A 14130-nucleotide genomic window follows, 5' to 3' on the forward strand; every position below is an offset into this window, starting at 1 on the left:
TTTGTAGCGTTGCGGTCGACAAAGATAGATATGGTTAAACGCGGTCTGCGCCTGATGCCGGCGACCTTGAAGCTGCGCATGGCCTGCGTTGCCGCCCTCCTGGTATTCGTGGCCACCTTGCTCGTTACGCTGGCCACCCTTGCGGTGGCCGAACGCGGCATGAAGTCGGTGATCGGCGACCAGCAGTATGCGATGCTGGTCGGCGCCGCGTCCTTCATGGACGACCGCATCGCGGCGCGTGTGACACAGGTGGAGACGCTTGCGGCCGACCTGCCGCCGAAGGCAGCGGCCGACCCGCTCGGCACGCGCCGTTTTCTCGAAGCCGAGGCTCGGCTGTGGGAACGTGAATACCTGAACCTGCTCCTGCTCGATGCCCGGGGCCAGCAGGTGGTATCGGTGCGGTCCTTCGGCAACGACAAGCCGCTCGATGCAGCCGGCCGCGATTACTTCGAACGTCCAAAGGCGACCTTGCGAGGGCATATGTCGCAGCCATTGCTTAGCCGGGTATCGGCGCGCGAGGTGGTCATCGTCAGCGCCCCCGTGCTCGACGACGGCGGCAACCTGACCGGCGTGCTGACTGCCAGCATGGACTTGCAGGACTCCGGATTCTTGCGCCAGGTCAGCGCGCTGCGGCCGGGCGCCACGGGCTATCTGTTCCTGATGACCGCCGACGGCACCATGATCGACCACCCAGACCGGGGGCGCGTGCTGCAGCCCGCAACCAAGGCCGCGTACGTCAAGGTCAGCACCGACCCGGCGCTCAACGGCTTCGAGGGCTGGCTCGAAGCCACGGACCGCGACGGACGGCAGTATATCTACACCTACAGGCGCCTGCGCACGACCGGATGGATATTGGGTGCGCGCTATCCCACCACGGAAGCATTCGAGCCGCTGGCCCAGATGCGCCGCAATGCCTTCTTCGGAGCGCTTGCGTTCGCGCTCGCATCCGGCGTGGTCGCTTGGGCGCTGGTGTTTCGGTTGCTCTCACCGCTTCAGGCATTACGCGACCGCATCCGCGCGATCCGCCACGATGGCGCCGACATCGCGGTGCTGCACGACACCCGGCGCGACGAGATCGGGGAACTGGGCAATGCCTTCTACCAGCTGATGGCCGAGCGCGAGAACGTCGAAGGCCTGCGCGCGGCCAGCGAGAAGCGCCTGCGCCTGATTACCGACAACCTGCCCGTGCTGATCGCCTACGTCGATCGCGAGCATCGCTTCAGGTTCGGGAACGCGACATTCGAACGCTGGTTCGGGGTCACGCCCGAGCGGTTGGTCGGCATGTCGATAGCCCGGCTGATGGGCGAGGATGCCGCGCGCCAGGGCGCCCAGGGCCTGGACGAAGCGTTCGCCGGCCATGCCACCACCTGCCAGATGCGGCTGCCGATCGGGGGCGCGCCGCGGGTGCTGGAAGGCGTCTACATCCCCGACCTGCAGCCCGATGGCAGCGTGGCCGGGGTGTACGTGCTCAAGCACGACATGACGCACGTGAAAGAGGTCGAGGAACAGCTGAGCCGGCTCGCGCGCATCGATACCCTGACCGGCCTGGCCAACCGGCGCAGCTTCAACGAGACCCTGCAGCAGGCGCTGGCGCGCGCCTCGCGCCACGGCCGGGCGCTGGCGCTGGCCTACCTGGACGTCGACCATTTCAAGCGCATCAACGACAGCCACGGCCACGGCGTGGGCGACGAGGTGCTCAAGGAATTCGGCGAGCGCCTGCGGGCCTGCGTGCGCGCCAGCGACCTGCCGGCGCGGCTGTCGGGCGACGAGTTCGTGGTGATCCTCGAAGAGATCGGCGGTGGCGCAGAGGCCGAACAGACCGTGGCCCACATCGCTGCCAAGATCGTGGCCGCGATGCGCGCGCCGTTCGCCACCGGCGCCGGCACCGTGGCGGTGTCGGCCAGCATCGGCGTCGCCTTGTGGCGGCCGGGGCAAGGGGCAGACGCGCTGCTGGCGGCGGCGGATGGGGCCTTGTACGTCGCCAAGGCGAATGGCCGGGATGGGTATGCGGTGGGAGTGACTGCCTAGCCGCCGGCCCTACAATCCGACTGGATACGTCTCGGGCGGCTCACCCGAATGCCAGCCGCTGGTCGCATCGAGCGGCTCCACCGCCGTGGTGCGGTCGATGTGGATCACGGCGTCGAACTGGCGCGGCAGCTGTGCCATGAAATAGTGGCTCTGGCGCTCGCTGCGCGGCAGGTACAGCACGCCGATGGCGCGCTCCAGCCGCTCTTCCATCAACACGTCGCGCGCCGGAGACGACTCGCGCAGCGGCAGGAAGAAGCGCTCGATGCCGGTACTGTGCAGCAGGTGTTCGTAGCTGTTTTGCAGGGCCGGCCGCACGTGCTTGCGCAGGCCCTCGCCATCCCATTCGGAGGCCGCCGTGACCCGGCCTTCATTGGTGGTGAAGCCGATCAGCAGCGTGTCGGCGCCGTGCGCCTTGCGCGCCAGCTCGCCCACCGTCCATTCGCCCTGGCGTCCGATCTCGGTCGCGCGCGCGTCGCCGATGTGGGAATTATGTTCCCACACCACGATGCGCGCTGGCTTGCCGCCTTGCGACAGGTGGTGCGCCACCGCGTCCAGGGTCTCGGCCATATGGCTGTCGCGCAGGTTCCATGACGAGATGCGGCCCTTGAACATGGTGCGATAATACTCTTCCGCGTTCCTGACCAGGCGCGCGTTCTGCTGGGCGCAGAAGAACCCGTCGTCGCCACCGTCGGCCTGCACGTAGTCGAAGGCGCGCTGCTGCAGCGAGCGCAGGGTGGCGAGCACGCCTTCCTGGCACGAGGGCGACATGCCGAAGCTGGCTTCGTAGCCGTATTGCTGGCTGTCGCGGTCGTAGTGGTCGAAGCAGGCATAGACCTCGCGCGCCTCGCGCGCTGCGGTCGGGTCGACCTGGTTCAGGTAGCCCAGCACCTCGTGGATCGAGGTGTACATGCTGTACAGGTCCAGGCCGTAGAAGCCGGTCCTGGCGTCCGCGTCCAGGCCATCGTTGCGCGCGCGCAGCCACTCGACGAAGTCGAGCACCGCCGTGTTACGCCACATCCAGGCCGGGAAGCGTTCGAAGCCCGACAAGGCGGCGCGTCCGTCCGCGTCCGCCCCTTCGCCGCGCACGTAACGGTTGACGCGCCAGGCATCGGGCCAGTCGGCTTCGACCGCCACCGCGGTGAAGCCTTTTTCCTCGATCAGGCGCCGTGTGATGCGCGAGCGCTCCGCGTAGAACTCGTGGCTGCCGTGGGTGGCTTCCCCGAGCAACACGAAGCGGGCATTGCCGACCATGTCGAGCAGGGCGTCGTAGTCGTCCGCGCCCCCGGTGAGGGGGCGGGCCGACGCGCGCACCGCATCGAGGGCGGCGTCGGTGAGGATGGGCACTTCAGTGCAGGAAGCTATGGCTCGGCGCCGGCTGGTGGCCGGCGTAGTGGGCGCCGCCGCGCTCGATGAACGCCTTCATGCGCGCCAGGTCGTCGTCCATCTGGCGCTGCGGATCGGCGCCCAGCATGCGCGCGATGCCGTGGCCCAGCGCGCCGGCCGGCGGCGCGTAGGTCATGCGCACCGTGACGCGGGTGCCGTTGCCCGACGGCTCGAAGATCACGGTGCCTTCCTGCTCGATCTCCGAGCCCGGCTCGCTGCGCCACGACAGGCGCTCGGGACGCGACTGTTCGGTCATCACGGCGTTCCAGGCGTATTCCATGCCGCCGGGGCCGCGCACCACCCAGTGCGAGCGGCGGTGGCCGAGGTCGCGCACCTCCGTCACGTGCGACATGAAGCGCGGGAAGTTCTCTACTTCGGACCAGGCGTTGAACACTTCCTTCGGCGCGGCGTCGATGTGGATCGAGTTCTCCACGTCGACCTGGCTGGCGGCGCCGCGGTGACGCAGCGAATCGACCATGTGGCGGCCGCGGTCGCTGCGCAGCAGCACCGCCAGCGCGCCCAGGCCGAGCAGGGCGGCCAGCGGCGAGCGGCGCGCCAGGCCGACCACGCTCAGGGCGCCGGTGCCCAGCAGGGCGGAATTGGTGAGCGTCGGGCTGCGCGAGCCGAACGCCTCGGTCAGGTGATCGGCCCAGCTGCGCACCTGGCTGGCGGCGGCGTGGGCGCGCGAGCGGGCTTCGGTTTTCATGCCGTGGGCGGTCTGTTCGAGGCGCTCACGCGCGTGCTCGGCCCGTTCGCGGGCGCGTTCGGCGGCGTACTCGGCCCGGTCGCGCGCCTGGTCGGCGGCAGACCCGGCATGTTCGCGCGTTTCATGGGCGGCATGGCTGGCGCGGTCGCGCGCCTCGTAGGCAGCGTGTTTCATGCGATCGCGCGCTTCGTGCGCGGCGTGGCTGGCCCGATCCTTCGCCTCGTACGAGGCGTCGGCCAGGCGCTCGCGCGCATGCTCGAGCCGGTCGCGCGTGCGGTGCGAGACCTCGGCCAGGCGGTCGCCCGCCGCATGGGCGGCGCCGGCCAGTCGTTCGCCGGCAACGGCGGCGGCGCCGGTGGCGCGCAGGCGCGCCGAATCGAGGCGGTCGCCGGCGCTGTGCCAGGCGTGTTCGAGGCGGTCGCCGGTGCGGTCGCGCGCGTCGCGCAGGGCGCCGCGGGCGCGGGCGCGGCGCTTGGCGCCGCGATCCGGGTCGAATGCGTACATCAGCAATGCGCCTGCGACTGCCGCGCCGATCCACTTGCCCACGTTCGTTGCTTGTTCATTGTTTGTATCGTTCATCTCGGCTCCTTGAGGTAAGTTAGCTGGCGGCATCGCGCTGGCACGCCCACGCCTGCGCCAGCAGGGATTGAACTTCTTCATCGTCGGTCTGCTCGAAGCGTCGGTACCACTGCCCCACGGCGCGAAAGCGCATCGGTGCGAGAAGGCAGACCACCTCGTCGGCAACGCCACGCAAGACCTGCAGCGCATCCCGGGCCGCCACCGGCACCGCCAGCACCAGCCGGGACGGCCGCTGGCGGCGCGCGACTTCGACCGCCGCCAGCATCGTCGATCCGGTGGCCACGCCATCGTCGACCAGGATGACGCAACGTCCTGCGATCCTGGCCGGCGGACGCTCGCCGCGGTAGCGCCGTTCGCGCCGCGCCAGCTCGCTTTGTTCCGCCGCAACGACCGCATCGACTTCGGCCTGCGTCACGCCCATCAGGCCAGGCACGCCGGGCTGCAGCACGCACACGCCGCCGCTGCCGATGGCGCCCATGGCGAACTCCGGCTGGTTGGGCAAGCCGAGCTTGCGCACCAGCATCAAGTCGAGTTCGGCGTGCAGCGCCTGGGCGATGGGGAAGACGACCGGCACGCCGCCGCGCGGCAGCGCGAGTACAAGCACATCGTCGCGGCCGGCGCATTGACGCAGCGCCCCGGCTAGCGCTTTTGCCAGCTTCGTGCCCGCGTCGACGCGGTCGATGAATGGTTCGGTCTCTTGCATGATGAAGAAGTTGTTAACTTCCAGCATACACAGGGACGAGCGTGGCCGTCGTTCGTTTGCCCCGAGGAATGACGCAGTGGAAAATGGCGGCCCCGGACGGGGCCGCGCGCGGGTGTCAGGCGACTTCGCCGAGTTGCTGGCTGTGGAAACGCAGATGGTCGTCGACGAAGGTCGAGATGAAATAATAGCCGTGGTCGTAGCCGGCATGGCGGCGCAGGGTCAGCGGCTGGCCGGCCTTGGCGCAGGCTTCCTCGAAGGCCTCGGGAACAGCTGCTCGGCCAGGAATTTGTCGCCCAGGCCCTGGTCGATCAGGATGCCGCCAGGGAACGGAGCGCTCGCCTGCGACGCCATCAGTGCGCTGGCATCATATTGATGCCACGCACTTTCGTCGGCGCCAAGGTAGCCGCCGAAGGCCTTCTTGCCCCACGGGCAGCGGCTCGGCGCCGCGATCGGCGCGAAGGCCGAGACCGAGCGGAACAGGTCAGGGTGCTTCAGCGCCATGGTCAGTGCGCCATGGCCGCCCATCGAGTGGCCGAAGATGCCCACCTTGCCTGGATCGGCCTGGAAGGTGGCCAGCACCAGCGCGTGCAGTTCCAGCAGGTAGCTGTGCATGCGGTAGTGGCGGGCCCACGGTTCCCGGGTGGCGTCGAGGTAGAAGCCGGCGCCGGTACCGAAGTCCCAGCTGTCTTCTTCTCCCGGAACATCGGCGCCGCGCGGGCTGGTGTCGGGCGCGACCAGGATGATGCCCAGTTCGCTGGCCAGGCGCTGGGCGCCGGCCTTGATCGGGAAGGTTTCTTCGGTGCAGGTCAGGCCGGCCAGGTAGAACAGGACCGGCAAATTTTCCTCTCCCGCCGCCGCCGGCGGCAGGTAGACCGAGAATTTCATCGGCAGGCCGATGGCGGACGAGTCGTGCTGGTAGAAGCGTTGCACGCCGCCGAAGCAGGCGTGTTCATTGAGGAGTTGGGGCATCTTGGTGTCGGGTGCGGGTGGATGGATGGCGCCAGTATGCCGGTTCCGGGCGGCGCTTGCCAACTAGACCACGCCCAGCGCCCCCAGCAGCGCCCCGAGCGCCAGCATCCACAGCAGGTGCAGGCGGGTGCGCCAGACGACGATGGCAGTGGCCGCCGTCACCAGCCACAGCGGCCAGTTGTCGATGTGTTCGCCGCGCTTGCCGCCGCCGGTGGCCAGCAGCCAGGCGGTGGAGAGCAGCATGGCGATCACCAGCGGCGCCATGCCCTGCTTGAAGGCGCGCACGGCGCGCAGCTCGCGGTTACGCTGGGCCCACTGCGCCACCTGGTAGGTAAACACGGTGGAGGGCAGCATGATGCCGATCATCGAGATCGCGACGCCGGAGAGCGCGGCCGTCATGCTGCCGGTATTGAGTCCGACGTTCCAGCCCAGCAGGGCCACGAACAGGACGTTGGGTCCGGGCGACGACTGGGCCAGGGCCACCGAGTCGGCGAACTGGGTCTGGCTGAGCCAGCCGTGGCGCTCGACCAGGTAGCGCTGCATCTCGGAGGTGGTCGAGATCGCGCCGCCGAGCGACATCATGGACAGCATCAGGAAATGGACGAACAGGTTCAGCCAGTCATGCCATCCGAACACCAGGCTGGGCGGGTTCATGGCTTGAGCCTGCGCCAGGCCAGCAGGCAGCCGAGGCCGCCGAGCAGGCCGATCACGGCCGCCAGCGGCACATGGATCCAGGCCAGCAGCACGAAGCCGGTGGCGGCGATCGCGATGCAGGCGGCGAGCGGGATCACGTTCCGGGTCAATGCAACCGACATGCGCAGGCCGGTGGCGGCGATCAGGCCGGCGGCGACGGCAGCCATGCCGCGCAGGGCGCCCTGCAGCTGGGGCTGGGTGGCGAACTGCGCATAGACCAGGGCCAGGCACAGCACCAGGATCAGCGGGACGGTGAGGATGCCGGCCAGGGCGCTCATGGCGCCGGCCAAGCCGAAGTGGCGGGCGCCGATCATCATCGCGAGGTTGCAGACGTTGGGGCCTGGCATGATCTGGGCCACCGACCATTCTTCGACGAATTCCTCGTTGCTCATCCAGCGCTTGCGCTCGACGACTTGTTGCTGGATCACGGCCAGCACCCCACCGAAGCCCTGCAGGGCGATCAGCGTGAATGACACGAACAGGTCGGTCAGCGACGTCGGGCGGGGACGATCGGGCTCGGCCGCCGGTGCGGAAGGGACAGGCTGCGGCGCGGAAGGCGGCAAGGGCAGGGGTGAGGCGCTCATCCGGCGATTATCGCCGCAGGGCCCGCGCCGTGTCCATGCGCTACCCGCGCTGAATAATGGCTCAGCCGCCGCCGATGCCTTCCATCACGCGGCCGGTCCCGCCGCATTGCGGACATGGCTTGCCGTCGGCCAGCGTGCCGCGGCCGGCGCAGGCGTCGCAGATGTCTTCGCCGGCGCCAGGAGTGCCGGGGGCGGCGTCGTCGCCGGGATTCAGGTCGGGTCGGGTGCTCATGGAAATCCTCATGCGTGGTCTGTTGCGGCCGATTGTAGGCAGGATGGCCGCCGGGCGGCGCAGCGCAGACGGAGGGCGGGCGTCTGCCATAGACAATGTTTTCGCGTATTGATACAGGTTTGACATTGACTTCATTCCGCCATCGTCAATACTCGTGGTGCGTCAGCGACATAACCCACCGGAGACCGCCATGCGTCCATACCGTGCCCAGGATATCGATCAACGCCTCGCCGGGCCCTCCGAGCTCAGGCGCAACACCCGCCAGCGAGACATCGTGGCGCGCGGCATCGCCACCCTGGGCGAATGCGGCACCATGCCGGCGCTCGAGTATCTCAAGGCGCATGGGGTACGACCCCAGGTGATCGAGCGCGTCCTGCTCGAACCAGCGCGCCGCCGGGCGATCGCCTGAGCGGGACCTGAACTCCAGATCGCCCCCGAAGTTGCCGCAATATTTATTTGTGGTGCATACTGTGTCAGCCGGGGTTAAATCTTGTAAACCCTTGATTTTCAGCGGAAACGAGATTGCCTTCCCAATAGGCAAATTGTTGAAAGCCGCACGGGAGGCCGCGTCCAGCGTGTCAAGCCCCCGCTTTTCCACACAGTTATTCACAGACTTTGTGGATATCCAAAAAAGGCGTTGATTTTCCGTGACTTGACAACGATTGCTCAGGTCATGGCTGATGTCATTCTTGGCAACCTTTTGACAGCGATACAAGGCGTCCCCATTTTCTCCTTGCGGCCTGGGACTGGATAAATGTACAGTATGGCATTTCCAGATTTCGCCCATGTCCGCCGTCGCCGATCCGATCATCACCTCGTCTACCGACGACCCGTTCGCCAGCCTGAACCCCGAGCAGCGGGCGGCGGTCGAGCACGACGTCGGGCTCGACGCGCCGCGTCCCTTGCTGGTGGTGGCCGGCGCCGGTTCCGGCAAGACCAATACGCTGGCGCACCGGGTGGCGCGCCTGATCCAGGCGGGCGCCGATCCGCAGCGCATTCTGCTGCTGACGTTTTCGCGCCGCGCCGCCACCGAAATGACCCAGCGCGCCGGCGGCGTGCTGCACCGGTTGTTCGGGCTCAAGGGAAGCCAGGCGCCGGTCACGCTGCCCTGGGCCGGCACCTTCCACAGCATCGGCGCGCGCCTGCTGCGCGAGTTTGCCGGGCGCATCGGGCTGGACGATCAGTTCACGATCCACGACCGCGGCGACTCCGAAGACCTGATGGGCATGGTGCGCCACGAGATCGGCCTGAGCCAGCTCGAGAAACGCTTCCCGCTGAAAGGCACCTGCCTGTCGATCTATTCGCGGGTGGTCAACGGCCGCGAGCCGCTCGACGGGGTGCTGCAGGCCTTCTTCCCCTGGTGCAGCGAGTGGGAAGCCCAGCTCAAGACGCTGTTCGGCGCCTATGTCGACGCCAAGCAGGAGCAGAATGTGCTCGACTATGACGACCTGCTGCTGTTCTGGGCCGAGATGGCGGCCGACCCGGTGCTGGGGGCCGAGCTCGGCGCGCTGTTCGATCACGTGCTGGTCGACGAATACCAGGACACCAACCGCCTGCAGGCGGCCATCGTCAGCGGCATGAAGCCCGACGGCCGCGGCGTGATGGTGGTGGGCGACGATGCGCAGTCGATCTATGGCTTTCGCGGCGCGACCGTGCGCAACATCCTCGACTTCGCCGATCAGTTCTCGCAGCCGGCGCAGCTGATCACCTTGGCCCGCAACTATCGGTCCACGCAGCCGATCCTGGATGCGTCGAATGCCGTGATCGGCGCCGCGCTCGAGCGCCACGCCAAGACCCTGTGGACCGACAAGGCTTCAACCATCAAGCCGCAGCTGGTCCTGATTCCCGACGAAGCCGAGCAGGCGCGCTGGGTCTGCAACCGCATCCTCGAACAGCGCGAAAGCGGGATGGCTCTGAAGTCGCAGGCGGTGCTGTTTCGCGCCGCCAGCCACAGCGCCGCGCTCGAGCTCGAGCTCATGCGCCGCAACATCCCCTTCGTCAAGTTCGGCGGCCTGAAATTCCTGGAAGCGGCCCACATCAAGGACGTGCTGGCCGTGCTCCGTTTCGCCCAGAACCCGAGCGGACGCCTGGCGGGTTTCCGCGCGCTGCAGCTGATTCCCGGCATCGGCCAGGCGACCGCCACCCGCCTGGTCGAGGCCGCCGGCACGAGCGTCGACGCGGCGGCGGCCCTGGAGGCGTTTCCGGTGCCGGCCCGCTGCAGGACCGACTGGCAGGCGTTCTGCGACCTGTACCGGCGCCTGCGTACACCCGGCCTGCGCTGGCCGATGGACCTCGAGCTGGCGCGCGCGTGGTACCAGCCGCAGCTCGAGCGCCTGCACGACGATGCGCAGGTGCGCGCGGCCGACCTCGACCAGTTGGTGGCGCTGTCCGGCGGCTATGGCAACCGCGAGAGCTTCCTGGCCGAGATCACGCTCGACCCGCCCGAAGCCACCAGCGACCGCGCCGGCGCGCCGCTGCTCGACGAAGACTACGTGATCCTGTCCACCATCCACTCGAGCAAGGGGCAAGAATGGAATTCGGTGCACGTTTTAAATGTCGTCGACGGCTGCATTCCGTCGGACATGGCGACCGGCAGCCAGGAGGACATCGAGGAAGAGCGGCGCCTGCTCTACGTCGCCATGACACGCGCGCGTGAAAACCTGCACCTGGTGGTGCCGAACCGCTTCTTCATCAAGCAGCAGTCGAGCATGGGAGACCGCCACGTGTATGCGGCGCGCACGCGCTTCATCACCCCGGTGATGCTCAAGCATTTCGAGGAGTGCGCCTGGCTCAGCGCCGACAAGCGCGAGCTGCGTACGCCGATGCCCGACAGCATCCGCATGATGGTACGCGACCGGGCCCGGAACGCGTGGAAATGACGACAGATGCGAGCAAATTGACGACTTATCCCCCGTGCTCGTCTTTTGTAGGAATTTGCCGTGTGTGACATGGACACGCAGAAGTGGCGCACGTGCAAGTGACTGATTTTACAAGGGTATTTTTTTGCCTTCAGAACGGGCATTTTGTTGAAACCCGCATCGCTACTGCGCTTGCGGCTTGTCAAGTAGCGCTTTTCCACACAGTTATCCACATTTCTTGTGGATAGTCCAAAAGGCTGAATGAAATCAGCCACTTAGTGTTCAATATTACTTGAACACAATTTCCATTTCCCGAGCGATGGCTTGCAGGGCGGCGAGCGCGCCCATGGGGATGCCGACACCGCGCACGATGCGGTGTTCACGCGGATTGATACGGATCGCGTGGACACCCTGCGACTCGGTAAAGCGGCGCACCGAGGGCAGGTCGGTGCCGGCGCCGAGCTCGATCACGGCGAGCCGGGCGACTCCTGCGCGCCACTGCGCCAGCCGCTCGAGCTGGGCGTCGCTGGGGATGTCGACCCAGGCGGCGTCGTTGAACATCAGGATGTTGGGGCGGGCCAGCGCGCCGCAGTGCGGGCAGGCCGGCAGCGGCGACCGCAGCGTGCAGCGGGCAAGGTCGACCTCGGGTTCGATGTCGTCCGCCGGCCAGGTGACGGCGCGGCAGGGACGGGTGCATTGCAGGTGGTGAATGGTGCCGTGGATTTCGGCGATCCGGTCGTCCGCGAAACCCGCGCGCTGGAACTGGCCGTCGACATTGCTCGTGAAGACGAAGCTGCCATGCTCCATGCGGTCGCCCAGCGCGCGCAGGATCGCGAAGCCCGCATGCGGGTGCGTGCGCCGGTACAGGTCGAGCCGGTGGCCATAAAAGCCCCAGGCCAGAGGCGGATCGCGCTCGAAACTCGCTGGATTGGCCATCTCGCGAAACGGCAGGCCGCGTGCGGCCAGTGGCGGGTAGGCTTTCCAGAAGCCGGTATCGCCGCGGAAATCGGGCAGGCCCGAATCGACGCCGATGCCGGCGCCGGCAGCGATCAGGAGGCCGTCGGCCTTCCTCAGCAAAGCGCAGGCGCGCGCGATCTCATCCATGGGCGCTGGCCTTGAGCCGCTCGAGCTCGGCCAGGAAGCGCTCGCAGGCCACGCCCGGCGGCCACGGTTCCCACGGCCGGCAATCGTAATGGGCGGCGAGCGGATCCTCGGCCAGCACCTCGGCGCGGATCTTCAGCGTGCGTCGCACCTCATCGCGCGACCAGCCGGCCACGTGCACGGCCTCGGTGGCCGCGGCCAGGCGGTCGGCGCGCTTGTGCGCCGCGTGGCCGCGCGCGTCCCAGGCCGGCAGGCCGTAGCGCAGGAAAACCATGTGTTCCAGGCGCTTCGTCAGCGCGCGGAAGGCGTCACCCAGGAAGGGCTTGATGACCGAAATCGCGTCGAAGCCGAGCAGGCCTTCCTCGGCGTCGTGCAGGAGCTCGCGCAGCTCGTCCAGTGGCGTGATGGCCGGCGCGGCCGCGCGGCGCAGCAGCATGACGGTGATCGAATGCTGGGCCACCGACAGCGGCAGCGGCCAGGCCGAGTGGCCGCCCCAGCGGTAGGTGCGGGCCAGGCCGAGCGCCAGGTCGGCGTCGTCCCAGTCGAAGGGTGTCGGGTCGAGCAGGTCGAGGCGGCGGCCGGAAGGCATGCGGACCCAGGCGCGGGTCCGGTCTGGCGTGGACGGGATGGACATGTGGCGATTTTACACACCGGCCCGTCCATTCTCTGCATAATTGATCCATGCGTAAGCAAGACCTGCGCGCTCGCGTAAAGTAGACCGGATGCGCGTGGGGACCATAGGGGAGAGCGATGGGGGCGGACACGACGATCGATTGCGACCTGCTGGTGGTCGGCGGCGGGATCAACGGCGCCGGCATCGCGCGCGACGCGGCCGGGCGCGGCCTGGCGGTGGTGCTGTGCGAAAAGGACGACCTGGGCGCGCATACCTCGTCCGCCTCCAGCAAGCTGATCCATGGCGGCCTGCGCTATCTCGAATACCGCGAATTCGGCCTGGTGCGCAAGGCGCTGGCCGAACGCGAGACCCTGCTCAGGAGCGCGCCGCACATCATGCGTCCGCTGCGCTTCGTGATGCCGCACGTGGCCGGGCAGCGGCCGGCCTGGCTGATCCGCGCCGGCCTGTTCCTTTACGACCGCCTGGCGCCGCGCGCCTTCCTGCCCGCATCGAGCGCGATCGAGCTGGCCGGCCACCGCGCCGGGGCGCCCCTCAAGCCCGAGTTTACGCGCGCCTTCGCCTATTCCGACGGCTGGGTCGACGACGCGCGGCTGGTGCTGCTCAACGCCCTCGATGCACACGAACATGGGGCGCGGGTGCTCACCCATGCGGCCTGCGACGACGTGGTCCGGCGCGGCGCGCACTGGGAAGCCCGCATCGAGCACGATGGCGCGCCCCTGACCGTGCGCGCGCGCGGCCTGGTCAACGCCGCCGGCCCGTGGGCGGCACGTTTCGCCGGGCGCGCCAACCGGGAGGCGCCGCACCGCGCGTTGCGCCTGATCAAGGGCAGCCACATCGTCGTGCCGCGCCTGTTCGAGCACGGCTGCGCCTACCTGTTCCAGCACGAGGACGGCCGGGTCGTGTTCGCGATCCCCTACGAAGAAGCGTTCACCCTGGTCGGCACGACCGACGTCGACTTCGCGGGCGACCCCGGCGCGGTGGCGATCGGCGAAGGCGAGATACATTACCTGTGTGCGCTGGCCAACCGTTACTTCAAGCGCCAGCTGGCCCCTGGCGACGTGGTGTGGAGTTATTCCGGCGTGCGCCCGCTGCTGGAAGACGATGCCGGCAACCCGGCGGCGATCACGCGCGACTACTTCCTCGAGCGCGACGCCGGCGGTGCGCCGCTGCTGTCGGTTTTTGGCGGCAAGATCACCACCTATCGCAAGCTGGCCGAAGAGGCGGTCGACTGGATCGCGCCGCTGCTCGGCAAGATGCATACGGGAGCATGGACGGCGCACGCGGTGCTGCCGGGCGGCGACCTGTTCGGGCCGCAGCCCGACAGCCGCGGCGTGCTGGAATTCGACCGCTGGGTGGCGTCGCTGCAGCGGCGCCATGCCTGGCTGCCCAAGCCGCTGGCGGCGCGCTATGCGCGCACCTATGGCACGCGGATGGACATCTTGCTGGGGGCCTGCCAGTCGCTGGCCGACCTGGGCCTTGAAGTGGCGCCGGGGCTGTACGAGGCCGAGCTGCGTTACCTGATGCGGCACGAGTGGGCCCGCAGCGCGGCCGACGTGCTGTGGCGCCGCACCAAGCTGGGCCTGCACCTGCGGCCGGGCGTGGCGGGCAGGATCGATGCGTGGATGGCCGCCGAGCGGTCGGCCTTGGCCATCGTGTGAAA

12 protein-coding genes and 1 pseudogene are annotated in these 14130 nt (G+C 68.2%); 4 read left to right on the forward strand and 9 right to left on the reverse strand.

Annotated features, from left to right (window positions below):
- The first annotated feature begins 30 nt into the window (after window positions 1-30).
- On the forward strand, window positions 31-2028 hold the full coding sequence (locus tag DIR46_RS23715) for a diguanylate cyclase domain-containing protein (protein ID WP_109347431.1): 1998 nt from the start codon (window positions 31-33) through the stop codon (window positions 2026-2028).
- A gap of 9 nt (window positions 2029-2037) precedes the next feature.
- On the opposite strand, the gene DIR46_RS23720 is transcribed toward DIR46_RS23715, so the two are convergent.
- From DIR46_RS23720 to DIR46_RS23750, 7 genes and pseudogenes are all read right to left on the reverse strand, one after another.
- Window positions 2038-3372, reverse strand: a complete 1335-nt coding sequence (locus DIR46_RS23720; RefSeq protein ID WP_109347432.1) for an erythromycin esterase family protein — start codon at window positions 3370-3372, stop codon at window positions 2038-2040.
- A 1-nt stretch (window position 3373) separates the two neighbouring features.
- Window positions 3374-4696, reverse strand: a complete 1323-nt coding sequence (locus tag DIR46_RS23725; RefSeq protein WP_109347433.1) for an SRPBCC family protein — start codon at window positions 4694-4696, stop codon at window positions 3374-3376.
- A 19-nt stretch (window positions 4697-4715) separates the two neighbouring features.
- Window positions 4716-5426: a phosphoribosyltransferase gene (locus DIR46_RS23730; protein WP_109347434.1), complete on the reverse strand. Its 711-nt coding sequence runs from the start codon at window positions 5424-5426 to the stop codon at window positions 4716-4718.
- Between the two features lie 88 nt (window positions 5427-5514).
- Window positions 5515-6368 (reverse strand): annotated as a pseudogene (gene fghA, locus DIR46_RS23735) (S-formylglutathione hydrolase).
- 63 nt (window positions 6369-6431) lie between these two features.
- Window positions 6432-7022 (reverse strand): chromate transporter, encoded by a 591-nt coding sequence (locus tag DIR46_RS23740; protein WP_109347435.1) that lies wholly within the window; start codon window positions 7020-7022, stop codon window positions 6432-6434.
- Window positions 7019-7645, reverse strand: coding sequence for a chromate transporter (locus DIR46_RS23745; protein ID WP_109347436.1), 627 nt, complete (start codon window positions 7643-7645; stop codon window positions 7019-7021). Before DIR46_RS23745 ends, DIR46_RS23740 begins: the two co-directional genes overlap by 4 nt.
- 61 nt (window positions 7646-7706) lie before the next feature.
- On the reverse strand, window positions 7707-7877 hold the full coding sequence (locus tag DIR46_RS23750; protein ID WP_205289033.1) for a hypothetical protein: 171 nt from the start codon (window positions 7875-7877) through the stop codon (window positions 7707-7709).
- A gap of 190 nt (window positions 7878-8067) precedes the next feature.
- On the opposite strand from DIR46_RS23750, the gene DIR46_RS23755 reads away from it, so the two are divergent.
- Window positions 8068-8286: a hypothetical protein gene (locus DIR46_RS23755; protein ID WP_109347438.1), complete on the forward strand. Its 219-nt coding sequence runs from the start codon at window positions 8068-8070 to the stop codon at window positions 8284-8286.
- Window positions 8287-8662: 376 nt separating this feature from the next.
- Window positions 8663-10756 carry an ATP-dependent helicase gene (locus DIR46_RS23760; RefSeq protein ID WP_109347439.1) on the forward strand — a complete coding sequence of 698 codons (2094 nt, stop codon included), beginning with the start codon at window positions 8663-8665 and terminating at the stop codon, window positions 10754-10756.
- 267 nt (window positions 10757-11023) lie between these two features.
- Here the strand turns inward: DIR46_RS23760 and DIR46_RS23765 are convergent, their stop codons facing one another.
- Window positions 11024-11839: an SIR2 family NAD-dependent protein deacylase gene (locus DIR46_RS23765; protein ID WP_109347440.1), complete on the reverse strand. Its 816-nt coding sequence runs from the start codon at window positions 11837-11839 to the stop codon at window positions 11024-11026.
- Window positions 11832-12470: a phosphohydrolase gene (locus DIR46_RS23770; protein ID WP_109347441.1), complete on the reverse strand. Its 639-nt coding sequence runs from the start codon at window positions 12468-12470 to the stop codon at window positions 11832-11834. The genes DIR46_RS23765 and DIR46_RS23770 overlap by 8 nt, the downstream gene beginning before the upstream one ends.
- A 116-nt stretch (window positions 12471-12586) precedes the next feature.
- Here DIR46_RS23770 and glpD point away from each other — a divergent pair, with 116 nt between their 5' ends.
- On the forward strand, window positions 12587-14128 hold the full coding sequence (gene glpD, locus DIR46_RS23775) for a glycerol-3-phosphate dehydrogenase (RefSeq protein ID WP_109347442.1): 1542 nt from the start codon (window positions 12587-12589) through the stop codon (window positions 14126-14128).
- Window positions 14129-14130: the final 2 nt, after the last annotated feature.

The organism is Massilia oculi (genome assembly GCF_003143515.1).
Classification (GTDB): Bacteria; Pseudomonadota; Gammaproteobacteria; order Burkholderiales; family Burkholderiaceae_D; genus Telluria; species Telluria oculi.

What these genes read in the sequence shown, in the direction of transcription:
- DIR46_RS23745 (WP_109347436.1), bottom strand. Translation starts at nt 7,645, where the DNA reads ATGAGCGCCTCACCCCTGCCCTTGCCGCCTTCCGCGCCGCAGCCTGTC.
- DIR46_RS23765 (WP_109347440.1), bottom strand. Translation starts at nt 11,839, where the DNA reads ATGGATGAGATCGCGCGCGCCTGCGCTTTGCTGAGGAAGGCCGACGGC.
- DIR46_RS23750 (WP_205289033.1), bottom strand. Translation starts at nt 7,877, where the DNA reads ATGAGCACCCGACCCGACCTGAATCCCGGCGACGACGCCGCCCCCGGC.
- DIR46_RS23730 (WP_109347434.1), bottom strand. Translation starts at nt 5,426, where the DNA reads ATGCTGGAAGTTAACAACTTCTTCATCATGCAAGAGACCGAACCATTC.
- DIR46_RS23740 (WP_109347435.1), bottom strand. Translation starts at nt 7,022, where the DNA reads ATGAACCCGCCCAGCCTGGTGTTCGGATGGCATGACTGGCTGAACCTG.
- DIR46_RS23770 (WP_109347441.1), bottom strand. Translation starts at nt 12,470, where the DNA reads ATGTCCATCCCGTCCACGCCAGACCGGACCCGCGCCTGGGTCCGCATG.
- DIR46_RS23755 (WP_109347438.1), top strand. Translation starts at nt 8,068, where the DNA reads ATGCGTCCATACCGTGCCCAGGATATCGATCAACGCCTCGCCGGGCCC.
- DIR46_RS23760 (WP_109347439.1), top strand. Translation starts at nt 8,663, where the DNA reads ATGTCCGCCGTCGCCGATCCGATCATCACCTCGTCTACCGACGACCCG.
- glpD (WP_109347442.1), top strand. Translation starts at nt 12,587, where the DNA reads ATGGGGGCGGACACGACGATCGATTGCGACCTGCTGGTGGTCGGCGGC.
- DIR46_RS23715 (WP_109347431.1), top strand. Translation starts at nt 31, where the DNA reads ATGGTTAAACGCGGTCTGCGCCTGATGCCGGCGACCTTGAAGCTGCGC.
- DIR46_RS23725 (WP_109347433.1), bottom strand. Translation starts at nt 4,696, where the DNA reads ATGAACGATACAAACAATGAACAAGCAACGAACGTGGGCAAGTGGATC.